The sequence below is a fragment of the Pseudomonas sp. S30_BP2TU TE3576 genome, from assembly GCF_050436025.1.
Classification (GTDB): domain Bacteria; phylum Pseudomonadota; class Gammaproteobacteria; order Pseudomonadales; family Pseudomonadaceae; genus Aquipseudomonas.
In genome coordinates, this window is sequence record NZ_JBNDLK010000001.1 from 3,681,922 (window position 1) to 3,701,417 (window position 19,496).

Here is a 19,496-nt window from a genome sequence, read left to right on the forward strand (position 1 = left end):
AGCACCAAAGATCCATGTTCGTTGCCAGTGATTATTTATCCAGCTCATCCAGGGCGTCCTGCAACTCCTTGCGGGCATCGGCGAGTTTGTCTTTGCGCTTGTTGATCTTGTCGGGGTCGCCTTTGCTCATGGCCTTGTCCAGGTCCGCCTGACGCTTGCTGACTTCGTGCTTGGCATCGAGCACCTTGTTTTCCCGTTCTTTCTTCAGCGAGGCGTCGGTGCAGTTCGCTTCGACTTCGCTCAGGGCTTTTTCCAGGCCCGCCTGCTGGTCGGCATTGCCGTGGACCTTGGCCAATTCGATCTGGTTGACGATGCCTTGCTTCTTGGCGGCGCAACCGGTCAGCCCCGGCGCTTCCTCGTTTGCCATCAACGGGGTGGCCAGCACGCTGCAAAGGGTCAACAGGGCGAGCGGTGAAAGAAATTTCATAAAGGCTCCATGTAAGAAGGCAAGCAGACCGGTGTGGCAATGGCTTGTTGGAGCCCAGCGGTCCCGTGGGGTTCCCGGTGGGCGCAGGGCAGGCAGCTAAAAGCCGTCAATTCCAGCATCACGTAACGCTTCACTCAAGGCCAGGACCTGCGGGTTGCGGAAAAAAGCGTTCAGTTGCGCCGCGCGTCCCGGCCCGATACCGGCCTCAGCCTGCCATTGTTCGATATCTCGCTGCGCCAGTGCCTGCCATGCATCGCCGAGGTGTGCCTGACCTGTCGGCGGCAGTCCCAAGGCTTTCAGCCAGTGCGCGAACGGGCGTTGCCTGGCCAGGTTGAAACTGTCTGCAAGGCGAGCGGCACTGCGCTCGCCGAAACCGTCAATGGTAGCAAGCTCTTGGGCATCGAGGGTCAACCAATCCAGCAGACCGTTCAGGCGACCTGTTGCAAGAAGCTTTTCCCACGTGCCCGGACCCACATTGGGCAGCGCCAGCCCCTGTTTGCTGCTGAGCCAGCTCAGGCGCGCGAGAAACTGGCTTTCGCAGCCCGGGGTCGGTTGCCAGCAACTCAACGCATGAAAGTCTGCTGCCTGCGGCGCGTTCAATTCGGCGCGTTCGCTGCTGCGTAATACGACGCTATCGAGCCTGGGAATAGTCAGCCCGGCCAGGCTGATGGCGACCTGATCACCCGGACGGATGTCCAGCGTCTGCCAGCGTTGCAGGGAGCTGACACTGACGCGTTTGATCTGCCGGTCATCGAGCATCACCGGGGTCAGCTCAAGTACCGGAGTGATCCGCCCGGTCCGGCCGATCCTGAAGTGAACCTGGCGGACTTCGGCCAGTGCCTGGGCAAAGGGGTATTTCCAGGCGATGGCCCAGTAGGGTGACTTGGCCTGCCAGCGTTCGGCGGCTGGGCGCCGGGTCTGGCGCAGGACGATGCCATCGCTGGCAAAGGGCAGGGGTGAGCGATACCAGTGTTCACGCCAGCGTTCGGCGTCGACGATGGTGCCGATTGGCTGGCTGTATGTCGTGGTGCTCGGGAAACCCAGCGCAGTCAGTGTCTCGACGCGGGTGGGCAAGCTTGCCGGGCCTTGTGGCCAATCCCAGACAAACAGATCGATGCCGGCGGCCTGTTCGGCGCTCAAGACCTTGCGCGCCATCATGCCGGCCACCGTGGCGCGAGCGTTGAGGCTGCCGGCCCGGGCTTGCACATGATCGCTCAGGCGCCAATACAGTTCGCCCTGTACGAGCAGGTCCCGGGGCTGCGATAGCCGTTGCGGGATGGCCGGAATCTGCCGTGCCGGAACCGTCCAGTCCTGACCGCTCTCGCCGTCACCACGGCTGATTGCCTGGGCCAGCAGACCGTTACGGTAAACCAGGGTCACCGCCACGCCGTCGATTTTAGGCTGGGCCCAGACGTCCACCCGGTCGTGCAGCCATTTTTCGACGGCGGGCCGATCATGCAGTTTGTCCAGGCCGGTGTGGGCGATGGGGTGAGACAACGTGCCGCGTGCAGTGCGCAAGGGGGCTGCGGACGGGCTCAGGTTGAAGCAGTGGCGCCATTGGGTGAGTCGCGCGCGGGACTGGTCGTAGAGTTCATCGGCGACCAGTGAATGTCCCTGGCGGTGATAGCTGTCGTCCCATAAGTCGATCTGCTGTTGCAGTGTGCCGACTTCGTTCAGAGCGCGTTCGGATGGCCAGTCCGGGCACTCGGTGGCACTGGCATTCAGGCAGGCAAGGGTCAGTAAGGCGGCGAAAAACAGGCGCAGGTCGGGAAGCATCTTGAGCGTCCTTGCTCGGTGAGGTGCTTGAAGGCTAGGTCAGTATCTGTCGGTGCAGCGAGGGGGTGTTTTGCCGGGTATTTCCGGTGGCTGTGCTGGCCTCTTCGCGAGCAAGCCCGCTCCCACATTTGGAACGCATTCCCCTGTGGGAGCGGGCTTGCTCGCGAAGGCCGCGATGCGGTGTAGAGCGAATCCCAATAAAAAGCCCCGCAAGGCGCGAACCGTGCGGGGCTTCGGGTGTTGCGGGGAAGTCTTACAGGCCGGCAGCAGAACGCAGAGCGTCGGCGCGGTCGGTTTTTTCCCAGGTGAAGGTGGTGAAGGTGTCTTCGCCAACAGTCTTGGTTGCCGGGGTGCGACCGAAGTGGCCGTACGCCGCGGTCTCGCGGTACATCGGGTGCAGCAGGTCGAGCATGGTGGTGATCGCGTATGGGCGCAGGTCGAACACTTCGCGGACCAGTTTGACGATCTTGTCATCGCTGATCTTGCCGGTGCCGAAGGTGTTCAGCGAGATCGAAGTCGGTTGGGCAACGCCGATGGCGTAGGAAACCTGGATCTCGCAGCGATCGGCCAGGCCGGCAGCCACGATGTTCTTGGCCACGTAACGACCGGCGTAGGCGGCCGAACGGTCAACCTTCGATGGATCTTTACCGGAGAACGCGCCACCGCCGTGACGGGCCATGCCGCCGTAGCTGTCGACGATGATCTTGCGGCCGGTCAGGCCACAGTCGCCCACCGGGCCACCAATGATGAACTGGCCGGTCGGGTTGATGTGGAACTGGGTGTCCTTGCTCAGCAGTTCGGCAGGCAGCACGTGCTTGACGATCAGTTCCATCACGCCTTCGCGCAGGTCGTTGTACGACACTTCCGGGTTGTGCTGAGTCGACAGAACAACGGCGTCGATACCGACAACCTTGCCGTTTTCGTAGCGGCAGGTGACCTGCGACTTGGCATCCGGGCGCAGCCAAGGCAGCAGACCGGATTTACGGGCTTCGGCCTGACGCTGCACCAGTTGGTGCGAGAAGGTGATCGGCGCTGGCATCAGCACGTCGGTTTCGTTGCTGGCGTAGCCGAACATCAGGCCCTGGTCGCCGGCGCCCTGATCTTCAGGCTTGGCACGGTCAACACCCTGGTTGATGTCAGGGGACTGCTTGCCGATGATGTTCATCACGCCGCAGGTCGCACCGTCGAAGCCGACGTTGGAGCTGGTGTAGCCGATGTCGGTGATCACGTCACGAACGATCTGCTCCAGGTCAACCCAGGCCGAGGTGGTGACTTCGCCGGCGATGATTGCCACGCCCGTTTTCACCAGAGTCTCGCACGCCACACGGGCGAACTTGTCTTCAGCAATGATGGCGTCCAGCACCGCATCAGAAATCTGGTCGGCGATTTTGTCCGGATGCCCTTCAGACACGGACTCGGAGGTGAAAAGGGAGTATTCGCTCATCTCGATGTTTTCCTGAAATTACCGATGGTGAGTGTCGCCAGCCGGTCGCTGAAAATGGCGGACCTGGATCTGGAAACCATTGCGTAAGCCTACATAGAGGCTTTCCCCGGGAGCGAGTCCCGCAGCGGTGGCCCAACGGGCCAAATCGTCCTGTTCAAACCCCAGCCAGAGATCACCGCAGGCCTCCTTGGCCCAACTCTGGTTGTGGCTACATAACTCTGTCACTAACAGGCTACCGCCTGGTTGCAGCAAGCGGGCCATGTGCTTGAGCGCATCGGCCGGCGCGGCAAAATGGTGCAGCACCATGTTCAGTACCACGCAATCGGCCTTGAGGCTGACGCCATTCAATGCATCGGCCAGTTGCAGGCTAACGTTAGTCAGCTTGTCGCGTTCGCAGACCTGGCGCGCCAGTTCGAGCATCGCGGTGCTGTTGTCCAGCGCCGTGACTTGCGAGAAGCGGCGCGCCAGTTCCGGCAGGAATGCGCCATCGCCGGGGCCGACTTCAATGGCTGTGGCGTCTTTGTCGAAGCTCAGCTTGTCGAGCAGGGCCACCACGCTTTCGCGATATTGCGGCAGGCCGGCAATCAAGTCTTGCTGGGCGCGAAACTTCTCCGCAACCCGTGAGAAAAAGTCCTGGCTGGCCGCCGCACGTTGCCCATGGACCTGGGCGATGCGCGCCTGCACATCGGCCGGCAGCTTCAGGTTGTCCACTTCTTCGAGCAGCGCTGCGTGCAGTTTGCCGCCCAGCAACTCGGTGTGGGGCAGGGCGCGACGGTAGAAAATCGCATTGCCTTCGCGGCGCGTTGCCACCAGGCCGGCCTGGGCCAGAACCTTGAGGTGGTGGCTCATGCCTGACTGGCCGATGCCGAAGATCTGCGCCAGTTCCAGCACACCGAACGAATCGTTGGCCAATGCGCGCAAAACATTCAACCGCAGGGGATCGCCGCCAGCCTTGCATAAGGCCGCCAGCTCATCGCAATCGTCATGTTGAATGGAGGGCACGCGTAAGTTCATAGGGCCGGCAGTCTAGTCACGGGTCGAAGGCATCGCAAGAGCAATATCAAAAAGTTTTGATATTGCTCGATGGATGGCACTTCTTAACGTTAGCTTCAGTCAACAAACGAACAGCGGAAAGGTTTCATCAGTAGAAACCGTCGTTATCCATTGGAAAAACGCCTCCAGATGACTATCTGTCATTGCCCCGAGGCGGCCCGGTGAGGGAAAATGCTCGCCTTTTTTCCGTTTCGTTTTATTCACTCTCGATTCAATATCCGCAGGAGATCAGCGATGCCTAGCCGTCGTGAGCGTGCCAACGCCATTCGTGCCCTCAGCATGGATGCCGTGCAAAAAGCCAACAGCGGCCATCCCGGTGCCCCTATGGGTATGGCGGATATCGCCGAAGTACTTTGGCGCGACTACCTGAAGCACAACCCGAGCAATCCATCGTTCGCCGACCGTGACCGCTTCGTGCTGTCCAACGGCCACGGTTCGATGTTGATCTACTCGCTGCTGCACCTGACCGGCTACGACCTGTCGATCGACGACCTGAAACAATTCCGCCAACTGCACAGCCGTACCCCGGGTCACCCGGAGCTCGGCTACACCCCTGGCGTTGAAACCACCACCGGCCCACTGGGCCAGGGCCTGGCCAACGCTGTCGGTTTTGCCCTGGCGGAAAAAGTCATGGCGGCGCAGTTCAACCGTCCTGGCCACAACATCGTCGATCACCACACCTACGTGTTCCTGGGTGATGGCTGCATGATGGAAGGCATTTCCCACGAAGTCGCTTCCCTGGCCGGCACCCTGGGCCTGGGCAAGCTGATTGCCTTTTACGATGACAACGGCATCTCCATCGACGGCGAAGTCGAAGGCTGGTTCACCGACGACACGCCGAAGCGTTTCGAGTCCTACAACTGGCAAGTGATCCGCAATGTCGACGGTCATGACCCGGAAGAAATCAAGACGGCGATCGACACGGCGCGCAAAAGCGCACAGCCAACCCTGATCTGCTGCAAGACCACCATCGGTTTCGGTTCGCCGAACAAGCAAGGCAAGGAAGACTGCCACGGTGCCCCGCTGGGTGACGCGGAAATCGCCCTGACCCGTGCGGCGCTGAAGTGGAACCACGGCCCGTTCGAAATCCCGGCCGACATCTACGCCGAGTGGGACGCCAAGGAAGCAGGTAAAGCTGTGGAAGCCGAGTGGGACCAGCGTTTCGCTGCCTACTCCGCTGCGTTCCCGACTGAAGCCAACGAACTGATTCGTCGCCTGAGCGGTGACCTGCCAGCTGACTTCAGCGAAAAAGCCTCGGCCTACATCGCTGAAGTGGCCGCCAAGGGCGAAACCATCGCCAGCCGTAAAGCCAGCCAGAATGCCCTGAACGCATTTGGCCCGCTGCTGCCTGAATTCCTCGGCGGTTCGGCTGACCTGGCCGGTTCCAACCTGACCCTGTGGAAAGGTTGCAAGGGCGTCACCGCCGAAGACGCCAGCGGCAACTACATGTACTACGGCGTGCGCGAGTTCGGCATGACCGCGATCATGAACGGCGTTGCTTTGCACGGCGGCCTGGTGCCTTACGGCGCGACCTTCCTGATGTTCATGGAATACGCACGCAACGCAGTGCGTATGTCGGCCCTGATGAAGCAGCGCGTGATTCATGTCTACACCCACGACTCCATCGGTCTGGGCGAAGACGGCCCGACTCACCAGCCAATCGAGCAACTGGCCAGCCTGCGCTGCACGCCGAACCTCGATACCTGGCGTCCAGCCGACGCCGTTGAATCGGCGGTGTGCTGGAAGTACGCGCTGGAGCGCAAGGACGGTCCTTCGGCCCTGATCTTCTCGCGTCAGAACCTGCAGCACCAAACCCGCAATGCGATTCAGATCGAAGAGATCGCGCGTGGCGGTTACGTGTTGAAGGACTGCGCGGGCGAGCCTGAGCTGATCCTGATCGCCACCGGTTCGGAAGTGGGCCTGGCCGTTCAGGCCTACGACAAGCTGACCGAGCAGGGCCGCAAGGTGCGCGTGGTTTCCATGCCGTGCACCAGCGTGTTCGATGCCCAGGACGCCGGCTACAAGCAATCGGTCCTGCCGTTGCAGGTCAGCGCCCGTATCGCCATCGAAGCTTCCCACGCCGACTACTGGTACAAGTACGTGGGCCTGGAAGGTCGCGTGATCGGCATGACCACCTACGGCGAGTCGGCGCCTGCGTCGGCCTTGTTCGAAGAGTTCGGCTTCACCCTGGAAAACATTCTGGGGCAGGCTGAAGAGCTGCTGGAAGACTGATCCAGAAAAGATGTCGTCTGGACTGACGTCTTCGCGAGCAAGCCCGCTCCCACAGGGGATTTGTTGTGTGACACAGGCAGTGTTCACAACTCTGACCCAATGTGGGAGCGGGCTTGCTCGCGAAAGCGATAGCCCAGACGCCATCGCACTGATTGATTCACCACGGTAATCGAGAACCCCATGCCTCAACCGCGTCCCTACAAAGTTGCACTCAACGGCTACGGCCGGATTGGTCGTTGCGTCTTGCGTGCGTTGTTCGAGCGAGGCGACAAGGCCGGGTTCGAGATTGTCGCGATCAACGATCTGGCCGACATGGCCAGTATCGAATACCTGACACGCTTCGACTCCACCCACGGGCGTTTTCCCGGCGAGGTGAAGGTCGACGGCGATTGTCTGCATATCAATGGCGACTGCGTGAAGGTCCTGCGCAGTGCCACCCCCGAAGGCATCGATTGGGCGTCCCTGGGCGTCGATCTGGTGCTGGAGTGCTCCGGCGCTTATCACACCCGCGAAGACGGCCAGCGTTTCCTCGACGCCGGTGCGCCGCGTGTGCTGTTTTCCCAGCCGATGGCCAGCGAGACGGACGTTGACGCGACCATCGTCTACGGCGTGAACCAGGATTGCCTGACCGGCGACGAACTGCTGGTGTCCAACGCGTCCTGCACCACCAACTGCGGCGTGCCGCTGTTGCGCCTGTTGAATCAGGCCATTGGCCTGGATTACGTGTCGATCACCACCATTCACTCGGCGATGAACGATCAGCCGGTCATCGATGCCTATCACCACGAAGACCTGCGCCGCACCCGTTCGGCGTTCCAGTCGGTGATTCCGGTGTCCACCGGTCTGGCGCGTGGTATCGAACGCCTGTTGCCGGAACTTGCCGGCCGAATTCAGGCCAAAGCCGTGCGGGTGCCGACGGTCAACGTGTCCTGCCTCGATATCACGATGCAGACCGCCACCGCGACCGACGCCACCGAGGTCAACCGGATTTTGCGCGAAGCCGCCACCAGCGGCCCGCTCAAAGGCCTTTTGGCCTACACCGAGCTACCCCACGCAAGCTGTGATTTCAACCATGACCCACATTCGGCGATCGTCGATGCCAGTCAGACCCGAGTTTCCGGCCCACGGCTGGTGAACATCCTGGCCTGGTTCGACAACGAATGGGGTTTTGCCAACCGAATGCTGGATGTTGCGGAACACTATCTGCAAACAGCGGCTTCAAAAAAAACTGCTCTCTAAAACAGAAACTCCAGGAAATGCGACCCATGACCGTGTTGAAGATGTCCGACCTCGATCTGCAAGGTAAGCGCGTACTGATTCGCGAAGACCTCAACGTCCCAGTCAAGGACGGTGTTGTCACCAGCGATGCGCGTATCCTGGCCTCGCTGCCGACCATCAAGCTGGCCCTGGAAAAAGGCGCGGCCGTGATGGTCTGCTCGCACCTTGGCCGTCCGACCGAGGGTGAATTCTCGGCCGAGAACAGCCTCAAGCCAGTTGCCGACTACTTGAGCCGTGCCCTGGGCCGTGAAGTGCCGCTGGTGGCTGATTACCTGGGCGGCGTCGACGTCAAGGCCGGCGACATCGTGCTGTTCGAAAACGTGCGCTTCAATAAAGGCGAGAAAAAGAACGCCGACGAACTGGCCCGGCAATACGCCGCCCTGTGCGACGTGTTCGTAATGGACGCCTTCGGCACCGCTCACCGTGCCGAGGGTTCGACCCACGGCGTGGCCAAGTTCGCCAAAGTCGCTGCTGCCGGCCCGCTGCTGGCGGCCGAGCTGGATGCGCTGGGCAAGGCCCTGGGCGCTCCAGCACAGCCAATGGCTGCCATCGTTGCAGGTTCCAAGGTGTCGACCAAGCTCGACGTACTGAACAGCCTGAGCCAGATCTGCGATCAGTTGATCGTCGGCGGCGGCATCGCCAACACCTTCCTGGCCGCTGCCGGTCACCCGGTCGGCAAGTCGCTGTACGAACCGGACCTGCTCGACACCGCTCGCGCCATCGCCGCCAAAGTCAGCGTGCCGCTGCCAGTGGACGTGGTGGTTGCCAAGGAATTCGCTGAAAGCGCCGCTGCGACCGTCAAGCTGATCGCTGACGTCGCTGCCGACGACATGATCCTGGACATCGGCCCGCAGACCGCGGCGAATTTCGCCGAGCTGCTGAAGTCGTCCAGGACCATCCTGTGGAATGGTCCGGTCGGTGTGTTCGAGTTCGACCAGTTCGGCAATGGCACCAAAGTGCTGGCCCAGGCTATCGCTGATAGCGCGGCGTTCTCCATTGCCGGCGGTGGCGACACCCTGGCCGCCATCGACAAATATGGCGTGGCCGAGCAGATCTCCTACATTTCTACCGGTGGCGGCGCGTTCCTCGAATTCGTCGAGGGCAAGGTTCTGCCCGCCGTTGAAGTCCTGGAAAGCCGGGCCAAGGCCTGAGGGTCGCCCGTTTGACCAGGCAAGGGAGTGTTGAAATGGTCAAGACGTTAGCGCTGTTGATCGTCGCCGGTTCGCTGGTGGCTTGCGGGAGTAATCCGAAGGCCACTGCGGAGCCGGCGCCGTCCGAGTCGGACAAAGGCTGCTACCAGGCTGACTGGCAGGCCGAAACCAACCCGGTGCTCAACAAGCGTTCCGGGCCGGAAGGCCTGGACAAATACGAGACCCGGACGCCCGCCAAGGAACATGGCTGCCCTTGACGGGTCAGACTCATTACTCAGGGCTGGCAGCGTGCGCCGCCAGTCGAGGGACACGGATGAAAGGTTTTATCGCCGTCACGGCGCTGGCGCTGTTGGCCGGTTGTGCTCAGTTGAACCTGTTCCAGTCGTCGGCACCTGCAGATAACTGGACCACCTGGACCTGCGACAGCCAGGCCAAAGTACTGTGGCGCTACACCGACGACAGCCGCAAAGAAGTCGACGTGCGCCTGGGCGGTGCCGATCAGGTCTACCGCTTGAAGCAGGAACCGGGTGCATCGGGTTCGCTGTACAGCAATGACATGCTGGCGTTTCACATAAAAGGTGAGGAAGGCCTGGTTTACTGGGTCGCCACCAATGATTTGATCGGCCGCGGCTGCAAGGCCGAGTAACACGATTGATTTGACGTACAGAGATCCAAATGTGGGAGCGGGCTTGCCCGCGAAAGCGGTGGATCAGCTTGCATAGATGTTGAATGTTGAGCCGCATTCGCGAGCAAGCCCGCTCCCACAAGGGTTCTGTGCAGTTGTTGAGATTTAGGCGACACCCGAATCCGCAGGCCGGGCCAACCCCCGATCTGCAATAACTTGAATAGCCGCCGCCGCTACGGCAGGCTGGCACGATTAACGACCCTCAACCGGGAGAGATATACACAATGGCACTTATCAGCATGCGCCAGATGTTGGACCACGCAGCCGAGTTCGGCTACGGCGTTCCAGCCTTCAACGTCAACAACCTTGAGCAGATGCGCGCCATCATGGAAGCCGCTGACAAGACTGACTCCCCGGTGATCGTCCAGGCTTCGGCCGGTGCTCGCAAATACGCCGGCGCACCGTTCCTGCGTCACCTGATCCTGGCAGCCATCGAAGAATTCCCGCACATCCCGGTGTGCATGCACCAGGACCACGGCACCAGCCCTGACGTCTGCCAGCGCTCCATCCAGCTGGGCTTCAGCTCGGTGATGATGGACGGTTCCCTGGGCGAAGACGGCAAGACCCCGACCGATTACGACTACAACGTGCGCGTCACCCAACAGACCGTGGCCATGGCTCACGCCTGCGGCGTTTCGGTAGAAGGCGAGCTGGGTTGCCTGGGTTCGCTGGAAACCGGCATGGCCGGTGAAGAAGACGGTATCGGCGCCGAAGGCGTTCTGGACCACAGCCAGATGCTGACCGACCCGGAAGAAGCCGCTGACTTCGTAAAACGCACTCAGGTGGATGCCCTGGCCATCGCCATCGGCACCAGCCACGGCGCCTACAAGTTCACCAAGCCACCTACCGGCGACGTGCTGGCCATCGACCGCATCAAGGAAATCCACAAGCGCATTCCGAACACTCACCTTGTGATGCACGGTTCGTCTTCGGTTCCGCAAGAATGGCTGGCGATCATCAACCAGTACGGCGGCGACATCAAGGAAACCTACGGCGTACCGGTTGAAGAAATCGTCGAAGGCATCAAGCACGGCGTGCGCAAGGTCAACATCGACACCGACCTGCGTCTGGCATCCACTGGTGCCATGCGCCGTCTGATGGCCACCAACCCGAGCGAGTTCGACCCACGTAAATTCTTCGGCGCTACCGTCACCGCCATGCGCGACGTATGCATCGCTCGCTACGAAGCCTTCGGTACTGCCGGCAACGCTTCGAAGATCAAGGCGATCTCGCTGGAAGGCATGTATCAGCGTTACCTGAAAGGTGAGTTGAACGCCAAGGTCAACTAAGACCGGGCGTTAAGCTTCATCAATAAAAAACCCGCCGAAAGGCGGGTTTTTTTGTGGGCGATGATCCATGGTCGACGCGGTCAGCGTGGGAGCGGGCTTGCTCGCGAAAGCGCTGTGTCATTCAACATTAATGTCGCCTGACATTACGCCTTCGCGAGCAAGCCCGCTACCACAGGGTCAACGGTGCCTCGACATCATAGATTGTGATCGATATCCAGCTTGCTGAAGGTCACTTTCCCGCCTTCAGTGGTGTACCCGGTGTTGTCCTGCACATACACCCCGGCCTTGAAGTACAGCGGTTTGTCGCGCCAGGTTGTGCTGATTTGCGTATCCCATTGATAACCCGCCGCGCTGATGCCCAAGGCGCCACCGGGGCTGAGGTGAATGAGATAGTTGAACTCCTGGTCGAGCTTCACCCCGGTCGCCACGACGATCACCCGGGCCACATCGTCATCGGGATGCATCCGGACCTTGGCGACGATATTGCCGGTGGCTGTACTGGTTTTGTATTGGTATTCGACCTTCACCAAAGGTTTCTGGCTTTGATAGGCATGGATCTGGCCGATGACGATTTTCCCGGAGCTCGGCACCTGGTTCACTGCCAAAGTGGCATGCAACAAATTGTCGGCATCCGGGTAATACCAGTTGTGCAATGTGCCGTTGCTGTAGGTTTCACGTAATTCGGTGCGCGGATAAATCGCGTTTTCGGTACGGGAGCCCGTAACGGGCGTCCAGAAAAACAAGGTGCCAGTGTCGGAATGGAAGTATTGATCCTTGAAACCATTCACCAGTTTGGAAGTTTCGACGGTGTACGGCGGGCTGCCGACGGGGACGCTGAGGTTCCAGGTTGCGAGATCGATCATGTCGGTTCTTCCATTCGATTCATGCTGCACGGGCGTGCCAGAAGCTCTAGGTCGCGCCTTTTGGGCGGCCTTTATAAGCGTAGCGGGATATTTTGTTAACGTTTGTCTGACGGGTGGTTGACGTCAACAACCTGTCGAAAGGCCAGCTTTCCCGGTTTTCATCGGCCTGAACCATCGACCGTTAGTCGGCAAAAAGACACTATGATTAAATGATGGCTCACTGACACCTTCTGCTTTTGCAGAACCGGGTCTAGAGTGGATGCACAGTATTTGTCCGGTTTTCACGAGAAACCGGTCTGACGCCCCGCAATTAGAGAAGCAGCATGGAATGCGCGCAACCCACGCCAGTAGAAGGCGGCTCAACCCTTTTAGTCGTCGACGATTACCCTGAAAACCTGATCAGCATGCGCGCGTTGTTGCAGCGCCAGGACTGGCGGGTCATTACTGCCGCCTCGGGTCTCGAGGCCCTCGGCTTGTTGCTTGAACACGATATCGACCTGGTGCTGCTGGACGTGCAGATGCCGGGCATGGACGGTTATGAAGTGGCGCGCCTGATGCGCGGTAGCCAGCGAACCCGTCTCACACCGATCATTTTCCTGACCGCCAACGAACAGTCCCAGGACGCCGTGATCAAGGGCTATGCCAGTGGTGCGGTGGATTACCTGTTCAAGCCGTTCGACCCGCAGGTCTTCACGCCCAAGGTCCAGGCGTTGCTCGAACATCAGCGTAACCGCCGGGCCTTGCAGCGCCTGAGTGATGATCTGGAAGCGGCTCGTGCCTTTAATGCGTCGGTGCTGGACAACGCTGCCGAAGGCATTCTGGTATTGGGTGAGGACGGTCTGATCCGTTTTGCCAACCCGGCGATGTCGCGGTTGCTCAATGCCACGGTGCAGGAACTGCAAGGCAAGGAGTTTTTGGACTACCTGCAAAAACCGCATATCCCGATCTGGGCCGATTCCGAGTTGCTGGCCGGATACAAACGCGGCGAAACCCTGCGCCTGCACGATGCTCTGCTACGTACGGCGCCCGGCCAGCAGGTGCCGGTGGCTTTGTCCTGCGCGCCATTGCCTGCCGAGCAACATGCGATGGTCGTGACCGTGCTGGACATGTCGGTGGTGCGCCATCTGCATCAGCAACTGGAGTTTCAGGCAGTCACCGATCCGCTGACCGGACTGCTCAACCGCCGGGGTTTCTACCAGACCGTAGAGAACCTGCTATTGCGCGGTGAGCGTTCCGACAGTTCCTGGGTCTTGATGTATCTGGACCTCGACGGCTTCAAGCGAGTCAATGATTCGCTCGGGCATGATGCCGGCGATCGGGTGCTGCGCTGGGTCTCCGAGCAGTTGAAGGCCTGTTTGCGGCCCTTCGATATTCTGGCGCGGATGGGCGGCGACGAATTCACCGCGCTGCTGGATCTGGAGTTCCCCGAGCAGGCGGCGAAGATTGCCGAGAAACTCATCGAGCGGGTGTCGATCTGTCAGCAGATCGACGGCCTCGATATCGCTCTGGGTGCCAGCATCGGCATCGCCACGTTCCCTGATTGCGGCGCCAATCTCGACGGGATGCTGCGGGCGGCCGACATCGCCATGTACGAAGCCAAGCGTGCCGGCCGTCAGCAATATCGCTTCTACGATCACGAAATGAACGGCCGGGCGCGCTCGCGGCTGATGCTCGAAGAAAGTGTGCGTACGGCCATCGAGAACCGCGATTTCAATCTGGTGTATCAGCCTCAGGTGGCGATTGCGGACGGGCGGATTCGTGGCTTCGAGGCCTTGTTGCGCTGGCAGCATCCGAGCGTTGGCGATGTACCCCCGGGGCTGTTTTTGCCATTGCTGGAGGAGGCGCGGCTGATCAGTCGTCTGGGCAGCTGGATCTACCATCGCAGCGCCGGGCAACGCAAAGCCTGGGAGTCCCTGTTTACCGAGGACCTGGTGCTGGGCGTCAGTTTGAGCCGTACGCAGTTCGGCATGCCCAACCTGGTCACCGAGTTGCGCCAGGTACTGGAGCGCCATGGCCTGCAGCCGCGTCATCTGGAAGTCGAGGTCACGGAAGAGGCCTTGATGCACAACCCCGAAGAAACCCGCAAGCAATTGCGCCTGCTGCACAATCTGGGTGTACGGGTGGCACTGGATGACTTCGGGGCCGGACCGTGCTCCCTGTCGCACTTGCGTGACCTGGAGCTGGACACCCTCAAGATCGATCGCCATCTGATTGCACGGTTACCGGAATCGCTACGGGATGCGGCGCTGGTGCGCAGCGTGATCGACCTGTGCAAGCAGTTCGGGATGCTGGTGATTGCCGAAGGGGTGGAAACGGTCGCGCAGTATGAATGGCTGCAAGCCAACGACTGTAAGTATGTGCAAGGTTTTCTGGTGGCCCGGCCGATGATGGCCGAAGACACCGGGGTCTTTGTCCAGCCGTTTGACTGGAGCGCGCTGCCCCGCTGAATTCGCTACACTGGCGACCTTTTAGTGACGTGTATTGCCGCCCCGATGACCGTGTTGAAATATCTCCAGGCCTATCCCGCTACCTTGCAGGATCAGGTGCGCCAGCTGATCGCCGACGGTCGGCTGGGCGACTACCTGAGCCAGCGTTACCCGGAAAAACACGGGGTGCAGAGCGACAAGGCGCTATACACCTATGCCCTGGACCTCAAGCAGGAATACCTGCGTAATGCTCCGGCCATCGACAAGGTGCTGTTCGACAATCGGCTGGACCTGACTCACCGCGCACTCGGCCTGCACACCACGATTTCCCGGGTGCAGGGTGGCAAGCTCAAGGCCAAGAAGGAAATCCGCATCGCTTCGCTGTTCAAGGAAGCGCCTTGCGAGTTCCTGAAAATGATCGTGGTGCATGAGCTGGCGCACTTCAAGGAATCGGACCACAACAAGGCATTCTACAAACTGTGCGAGCACATGCTGCCCGGTTATCACCAGGTGGAATTTGATGTACGGGTGTACCTGACGTGGCGGGATCTGTAGGAGCTGCCGCAGGCTGCGATCTTTTAAGGAGCATTGGATGGACGTGAGCAAGACCAAGAGCAGCTTCTATCGCCGGTTGTACGTGGCGTACCTGATCGACAGCGGGCTGGCCAGCAGCGTCCCGGCGCTCACCGAAGTGACCGGCATGCCCCGACGTACGGCGCAGGACACCATCGCGGCGTTGGCGGATCTGGATATCGTCTGTGAATTCGAGCAGGAAGAGGGCGCGCGCAACCACGCGGGGCGCTATCGGATTCGCGAGTGGGGAGCGATTGATCGGGTGTGGATCGAGCGTAATCTGCGGCAGATCAAGGCGGTGCTGGAGTACCCCTGAAATCTTTCAGTGGTTTGACTGACGCCTTCGCGAGCAAGCCCGCTCCCACAGGGGACCGCATTCCAGTGTGGGAGCGGGCTTGCTCGCGAAGAGTCCCTTAAGGACGACGCATGCCAATGTGTGGAATGCCATCCTCGACAAACTCCTCACCCGTCACGACAAACCCGTACCGCCCGTAATACCCCTGCAAATGTGTCTGGGCTGAGAGGTAGATCGGCGTTTCCGGCCAGCGTTCTTCAATCTGCTTCAACGCCTGGTCCATCAACTCATGTCCAAGCCCGGCGCCTCGTGCGTGTGGAGCAATGATCACCCGACCGATTACTACGTCCCCGCCTTGCAGTTCCGGGTCGAGCAGCCGCAGATAGGCCATCAGTTGATTACCGTCCCAGGCCATCAAGTGACAGGTGTCACCTTCCAGGTCCTGGCCATCCACGTCTTGATAAGCGCATTGCTGCTCGACGACGAACACTTCTGCGCGCAGCTGCAAAATGGCGTACAACTGCTCCTTGCCCAGGTCGCTGTGGTGTTTGCAGATCCAATCGACTGTCATGTTTTGATTCCCTGAAAACGTCGTTCCGATACTAAGCGCACTCACGCCAGAAGTCTTTATGGCGGAAGAATCTGTGACATAGGCCAAAATGCCATCATTCATTTCTCGCGCAGATACCTTCTTTGTGTAATCTGGATCGAAGCGCTGTGCTGTTGCTTCGATGAGCAGATGTTTAGTACCCGGGTCATGCCGGTACGGGGCCTTGGAGTTTTGGCTGAAACACGTCGGGCAACCTGCCCGCTAAGGATTCTCTAGCATGCCGCGATTGCATCGAGCTTTTGCTTTGATTGGATTGCTGTTGCTGGTTCAGGGAGCGGCGGCAGAAAAACTGCGGTTGGTCGCGGATGCCTGGCCACCCTTTACCGAAGCCACGCTCGTCAACGGTGGCTTGGCCACGGATATTGTCAGTACCGCACTTGCCAGGGCCGGTTATGCCAGTGAGTTCGAGCAGGTGCCCTGGGCACGGGCCTTGATGGGATTGGGCGAGGGCCGATACGACGTGCTGGTCAACGCCTGGTACACCGACGAACGGACCAGGCTTGGGCAGTTTTCCGCTGAGTACCTGCTCAATCGCGTGCGTTTCCTCAAGCGCAAAGACGTGCCCATCGAGTTCAATAGCCTGCAGCAATTGCACACTTATCCAATTGCCATCGTGCGTGGCTACGCTTATTCGCCCGCGTTCGACAACGACGACTCGTTGCAGAAAATCCCCGTGCACAGTTTCGCCATGGCAGTGCGCATGCTCGCGGCCGATCGGGTCAAACTCACTCTGGAAGACGAATACGTCGCCCGCTACTACCTGGCCCGCGAGTCACCCAAGGTACGTAATGCCGTGGAATTCCTGCCCAAGCCATTAAGCGAGAACAGCCTGCACATTCTGGTCAGCCTGAAGAATCCGCAGCATGAGCAGATCGTCGCCGGTTTCGACCGCGAGATCGCGGCGATGAAGGCGGACGGCAGTTATAACAAGTTGATGAGGCAGCATGGGATGTGAGTAGGCTGATCCAGAATCTATGTTGTTTTTGCCGGCCTCTTCGCGGGCAAGCCCGCTCCCACAGGGGGTCTGTGAGCGACGTAAATCCAGTGTGGGAGCGAGCTTGCTCGCGATGAGGCCCGCTCAGACAACACAGATCTCAATCCTTACTCGTATCCTTGATCAAATGCGCCGCCAACGTCCGCAATGGCCCGAGCTGCCGACAAATCAGCGCCATTTGCGTCTGCACCAGCCGCTGGCCTTCGTCGATTTCATCGGGCATCTGTTCCAGTGCATTGGCCAGTGCTTCTTCTTCATCGCTCTGAATCGCAATCGAAGACTTGCTCGCCAGCCCTTGGGCGATTTCATCGATGCTGGCGGCCAGTTTTACCCCGGCCCCTTCGATCAAGTGCCCGCGCACATCTGTCGGTAGCCGGGTTTCCCGGTGCGCACCCAGGCCCGACAGGTAACTGAGCAGCGTGTGCGACAGCACCAGGAAGCGAAAGCCCACATCCGCTTCCTTACGAAAGTGTCCCGGCTCCATCAGCATGTTGGCCAGTGTGGTCGACAGCGCCGCGTCGGCGTTGTGCGCGTTGCGGCGGGCCAGTCGGTAGGCCAGGTCGTCGCTTTTGCCCGCGGCGTATTGCTGCATGATCTGGCGCAGGTAAATGCTGTTGCAAGTCAGGGTATTGGCCAGCACTTTGTTCAGGCGCCGCCCCTGCCAGTCCGGCAGGAACAGGAACACCGCGAGCCCGGCGATCAGGCTGCCGAGCAAGGTATCGAACAGCCGTGGCAGGAATAATCCGTAACCGTCACCCACCTGGTTGAAGCAGAACAGCACCATCAGGGTGATTGCCGCGGTCGCCAGGGTGTAGCGGGTGGTGCGGTTGGTAAAGAACACCACCCCGGCGGCAATGGCGAAGCACGACTGGATCAGCGGGTTCGGGAACAGGTCGAACAGCGCCCAGGCCAGGGTCAGGCCGATGGCGGTGCCAATGATTCGCTGACCGAGTTTGCGTCGGGTGGCGCCGTAGTTCGGCTGGCAGACAAACAGTGTGGTGAGGATGATCCAGTAACCTTGGGACGGGTGGATCAAATGCACCATGGCGTAGCCGATACTCAACGCCAGGGGCAATCGCAGGGCATGGCGGAATAGCAGCGAGGTCGGCGTCAGCTGCGTGCGCAAGCGCAGCCACACGTCCTTGAGATTGTGCGGCGAACGGTCAAGCAAGCTGCTGTCGGTAGCGTCGGCCAGGGCGTCAGGGTTGCTGGCGTCGCTGAGCAAGCGGTCGAGGGTGCCAAGGTTGGCCGCCAGTGCCCGCAAGGAACGCAGCAAACCGCGCCAGGCCGGGTTGCTCTGGATGCGCAGGTGTTCGAGGGAGGCGTCCAGATCACTCAGGGCCTCGGCGAAACCGGCGTCATAGGTGAACGGCTGGCGCATCTGGATCGATTCGGCCAGGGCCCGGCAGGCTTTGCCTTGCTGGCGCAGCAGGCGTTGGCAGCGGAACAGCACGTCGCTGTGGAAGAAGGCGTCAGCCAGGGCGTTGTAAGGGTAGTGCGATGAGCTGGCGCGTTCGTGGATGTCCTGGGCGAGGAAGTACAGCTTGAGGTAGCGGCTGACTTTCGACCCCGGACGACCGTTGCCGACCCGGTGCAGGATGATTTCCTTGGCGGCGTTCAGTGCCGCCACCACCCGGCCATTCTGCTGGGCCAGTTCCAGGCGCCGCGCCTCCACGTCCATTTGCCGGATCGGCTCGAACAGCGAGGACTTCAGCTTCAGGTAAAAGCCCAGCTCGCGGAACAACCGCGCCAGGCTCTGCTGCACTGGCTGATTGGAAAACAGCGCCTGCCACAACACCGAGAGCAGGCCGTACCAGGCTGCACCGGCCACCAGCAGCACCGGCTCGTGCCAGACATCGATGACCGCACCGCCACGCTGGTCCACGCCGATCATGGTGTAGACCGACAGAATCAGCGTCGCCGAGGCAATCGCGCCATAGCGCTCGCCGAGGGCGCCGAGCATGGTCAGGCAGAACGCGGCCAGGGCGAAGGCGATGATAAACAGCGAGGGGTAGGGGAAGAGCAGCTCGACGGACAGGGCGGCAACCGCGAAACACACCAGCGTCACGGCCAGCGCGTTGAGGCGCCCCTGCCAGCTGTCGTCGGTCTCGGCCAGGGCGCTGGCGATAATCCCCAGGAACAATGGGATCAACAGGCCCATTTCGTCCTTATACCAACACAGCGCCATGGTGCCGGTCAGGGCAATGAATACCCGCACGCTGTAGCTGAATTTATCCAGCGCCCAGAGGCGACGCAGAGACTGGCGGAATGAAGTCGATGACATGAAATGCGAAGGCCTTCCGAGGCAATGACGCTAAATTGAGCCACTAATGACGCCGACGCAATGGCGCCGATCACATCAGACAGCAAAATTTGTTCCTTTGAGCTTCACGCATAACA

17 protein-coding genes are annotated in these 19,496 nt (G+C 60.4%); 10 read left to right on the forward strand and 7 right to left on the reverse strand.

The window, feature by feature from the left end:
* Window positions 1-31: 31 nt before the first annotated feature.
* The 4 genes from ABIA48_RS16760 to ABIA48_RS16775 form a co-directional block, all read right to left on the reverse strand.
* Window positions 32-427, reverse strand: coding sequence for a DUF1090 domain-containing protein (locus tag ABIA48_RS16760; protein WP_429490069.1), 396 nt, complete (start codon window positions 425-427; stop codon window positions 32-34).
* 96 nt (window positions 428-523) lie between these two features.
* Window positions 524-2,203: an NAD-dependent DNA ligase LigB gene (gene ligB / locus ABIA48_RS16765; RefSeq protein ID WP_429490071.1), complete on the reverse strand. Its 1,680-nt coding sequence runs from the start codon at window positions 2,201-2,203 to the stop codon at window positions 524-526.
* Between the two features lie 253 nt (window positions 2,204-2,456).
* Complete coding sequence (gene metK, locus ABIA48_RS16770) at window positions 2,457-3,647, reverse strand: methionine adenosyltransferase (RefSeq protein ID WP_429490073.1); 1,191 nt, start codon at window positions 3,645-3,647, stop codon at window positions 2,457-2,459.
* Window positions 3,648-3,665: 18 nt separating this feature from the next.
* Window positions 3,666-4,661, reverse strand: a complete 996-nt coding sequence (locus ABIA48_RS16775) for an ArsR/SmtB family transcription factor (protein WP_108229591.1) — start codon at window positions 4,659-4,661, stop codon at window positions 3,666-3,668.
* Between the two features lie 273 nt (window positions 4,662-4,934).
* On the opposite strand from ABIA48_RS16775, the gene tkt reads away from it, so the two are divergent.
* The 6 genes from tkt (at window position 4,935) to fba (ending at window position 11,335) form a co-directional block, all read left to right on the forward strand.
* On the forward strand, window positions 4,935-6,932 hold the full coding sequence (tkt, locus tag ABIA48_RS16780; RefSeq protein ID WP_007981634.1) for a transketolase: 1,998 nt from the start codon (window positions 4,935-4,937) through the stop codon (window positions 6,930-6,932).
* Window positions 6,933-7,112: 180 nt separating this feature from the next.
* Window positions 7,113-8,171 (forward strand): erythrose-4-phosphate dehydrogenase, encoded by a 1,059-nt coding sequence (gene epd / locus ABIA48_RS16785; protein ID WP_429490076.1) that lies wholly within the window; start codon window positions 7,113-7,115, stop codon window positions 8,169-8,171.
* Between the two features lie 26 nt (window positions 8,172-8,197).
* Window positions 8,198-9,361, forward strand: coding sequence for a phosphoglycerate kinase (locus ABIA48_RS16790; RefSeq protein WP_007981629.1), 1,164 nt, complete (start codon window positions 8,198-8,200; stop codon window positions 9,359-9,361).
* 35 nt (window positions 9,362-9,396) lie between these two features.
* Window positions 9,397-9,618: a hypothetical protein gene (locus ABIA48_RS16795; RefSeq protein WP_007975465.1), complete on the forward strand. Its 222-nt coding sequence runs from the start codon at window positions 9,397-9,399 to the stop codon at window positions 9,616-9,618.
* A 56-nt stretch (window positions 9,619-9,674) separates the two neighbouring features.
* Complete coding sequence (locus ABIA48_RS16800; protein WP_007981626.1) at window positions 9,675-10,007, forward strand: MliC family protein; 333 nt, start codon at window positions 9,675-9,677, stop codon at window positions 10,005-10,007.
* Between the two features lie 263 nt (window positions 10,008-10,270).
* Window positions 10,271-11,335 (forward strand): class II fructose-bisphosphate aldolase, encoded by a 1,065-nt coding sequence (gene fba / locus ABIA48_RS16805; protein ID WP_007981624.1) that lies wholly within the window; start codon window positions 10,271-10,273, stop codon window positions 11,333-11,335.
* A 194-nt stretch (window positions 11,336-11,529) separates the two neighbouring features.
* Here fba and ABIA48_RS16810 read toward each other — a convergent pair whose 3' ends face one another.
* Window positions 11,530-12,198 carry a polysaccharide lyase family 7 protein gene (locus ABIA48_RS16810; protein ID WP_429490079.1) on the reverse strand — a complete coding sequence of 223 codons (669 nt, stop codon included), beginning with the start codon at window positions 12,196-12,198 and terminating at the stop codon, window positions 11,530-11,532.
* A gap of 323 nt (window positions 12,199-12,521) precedes the next feature.
* Here ABIA48_RS16810 and ABIA48_RS16815 point away from each other — a divergent pair, with 323 nt between their 5' ends.
* Genes ABIA48_RS16815 through ABIA48_RS16825 form a run of 3 tightly spaced genes read left to right on the forward strand, consistent with a single transcriptional unit; the run spans window position 12,522 to window position 15,513 of the window.
* Entirely contained in the window at window positions 12,522-14,645 is a 2,124-nt protein-coding gene (locus ABIA48_RS16815; RefSeq protein WP_429490081.1) for a putative bifunctional diguanylate cyclase/phosphodiesterase, read from the forward strand.
* A 45-nt stretch (window positions 14,646-14,690) separates the two neighbouring features.
* The gene (locus tag ABIA48_RS16820) at window positions 14,691-15,179 is read left to right on the forward strand and encodes a YgjP-like metallopeptidase domain-containing protein (protein ID WP_007981619.1); all 489 of its coding nucleotides are present in this window, start codon (window positions 14,691-14,693) and stop codon (window positions 15,177-15,179) included.
* Between the two features lie 37 nt (window positions 15,180-15,216).
* Window positions 15,217-15,513: a winged helix-turn-helix domain-containing protein gene (locus ABIA48_RS16825; protein ID WP_007981616.1), complete on the forward strand. Its 297-nt coding sequence runs from the start codon at window positions 15,217-15,219 to the stop codon at window positions 15,511-15,513.
* Between the two features lie 97 nt (window positions 15,514-15,610).
* Here the strand turns inward: ABIA48_RS16825 and ABIA48_RS16830 are convergent, their stop codons facing one another.
* The gene (locus ABIA48_RS16830; protein ID WP_007981614.1) at window positions 15,611-16,063 is read right to left on the reverse strand and encodes a GNAT family N-acetyltransferase; all 453 of its coding nucleotides are present in this window, start codon (window positions 16,061-16,063) and stop codon (window positions 15,611-15,613) included.
* A 256-nt stretch (window positions 16,064-16,319) separates the two neighbouring features.
* Here ABIA48_RS16830 and ABIA48_RS16835 point away from each other — a divergent pair, with 256 nt between their 5' ends.
* A complete protein-coding gene (locus tag ABIA48_RS16835; protein WP_429490084.1) occupies window positions 16,320-17,057 on the forward strand; it encodes a substrate-binding periplasmic protein in 738 nt (245 codons plus the stop codon).
* Between the two features lie 139 nt (window positions 17,058-17,196).
* Here ABIA48_RS16835 and yccS read toward each other — a convergent pair whose 3' ends face one another.
* Complete coding sequence (gene yccS / locus ABIA48_RS16840) at window positions 17,197-19,380, reverse strand: YccS family putative transporter (protein WP_429490086.1); 2,184 nt, start codon at window positions 19,378-19,380, stop codon at window positions 17,197-17,199.
* Window positions 19,381-19,496: the final 116 nt, after the last annotated feature.

What these genes read in the sequence shown, in the direction of transcription:
- ABIA48_RS16835 (WP_429490084.1), top strand. Translation starts at nt 16,320, where the DNA reads ATGCCGCGATTGCATCGAGCTTTTGCTTTGATTGGATTGCTGTTGCTG.
- ABIA48_RS16820 (WP_007981619.1), top strand. Translation starts at nt 14,691, where the DNA reads ATGACCGTGTTGAAATATCTCCAGGCCTATCCCGCTACCTTGCAGGAT.
- ligB (WP_429490071.1), bottom strand. Translation starts at nt 2,203, where the DNA reads ATGCTTCCCGACCTGCGCCTGTTTTTCGCCGCCTTACTGACCCTTGCC.
- fba (WP_007981624.1), top strand. Translation starts at nt 10,271, where the DNA reads ATGGCACTTATCAGCATGCGCCAGATGTTGGACCACGCAGCCGAGTTC.
- ABIA48_RS16810 (WP_429490079.1), bottom strand. Translation starts at nt 12,198, where the DNA reads ATGATCGATCTCGCAACCTGGAACCTCAGCGTCCCCGTCGGCAGCCCG.
- ABIA48_RS16825 (WP_007981616.1), top strand. Translation starts at nt 15,217, where the DNA reads ATGGACGTGAGCAAGACCAAGAGCAGCTTCTATCGCCGGTTGTACGTG.
- ABIA48_RS16760 (WP_429490069.1), bottom strand. Translation starts at nt 427, where the DNA reads ATGAAATTTCTTTCACCGCTCGCCCTGTTGACCCTTTGCAGCGTGCTG.
- ABIA48_RS16775 (WP_108229591.1), bottom strand. Translation starts at nt 4,661, where the DNA reads ATGAACTTACGCGTGCCCTCCATTCAACATGACGATTGCGATGAGCTG.
- ABIA48_RS16800 (WP_007981626.1), top strand. Translation starts at nt 9,675, where the DNA reads ATGAAAGGTTTTATCGCCGTCACGGCGCTGGCGCTGTTGGCCGGTTGT.
- metK (WP_429490073.1), bottom strand. Translation starts at nt 3,647, where the DNA reads ATGAGCGAATACTCCCTTTTCACCTCCGAGTCCGTGTCTGAAGGGCAT.
- yccS (WP_429490086.1), bottom strand. Translation starts at nt 19,380, where the DNA reads ATGTCATCGACTTCATTCCGCCAGTCTCTGCGTCGCCTCTGGGCGCTG.
- ABIA48_RS16830 (WP_007981614.1), bottom strand. Translation starts at nt 16,063, where the DNA reads ATGACAGTCGATTGGATCTGCAAACACCACAGCGACCTGGGCAAGGAG.
- ABIA48_RS16795 (WP_007975465.1), top strand. Translation starts at nt 9,397, where the DNA reads ATGGTCAAGACGTTAGCGCTGTTGATCGTCGCCGGTTCGCTGGTGGCT.
- ABIA48_RS16815 (WP_429490081.1), top strand. Translation starts at nt 12,522, where the DNA reads ATGGAATGCGCGCAACCCACGCCAGTAGAAGGCGGCTCAACCCTTTTA.
- epd (WP_429490076.1), top strand. Translation starts at nt 7,113, where the DNA reads ATGCCTCAACCGCGTCCCTACAAAGTTGCACTCAACGGCTACGGCCGG.
- ABIA48_RS16790 (WP_007981629.1), top strand. Translation starts at nt 8,198, where the DNA reads ATGACCGTGTTGAAGATGTCCGACCTCGATCTGCAAGGTAAGCGCGTA.
- tkt (WP_007981634.1), top strand. Translation starts at nt 4,935, where the DNA reads ATGCCTAGCCGTCGTGAGCGTGCCAACGCCATTCGTGCCCTCAGCATG.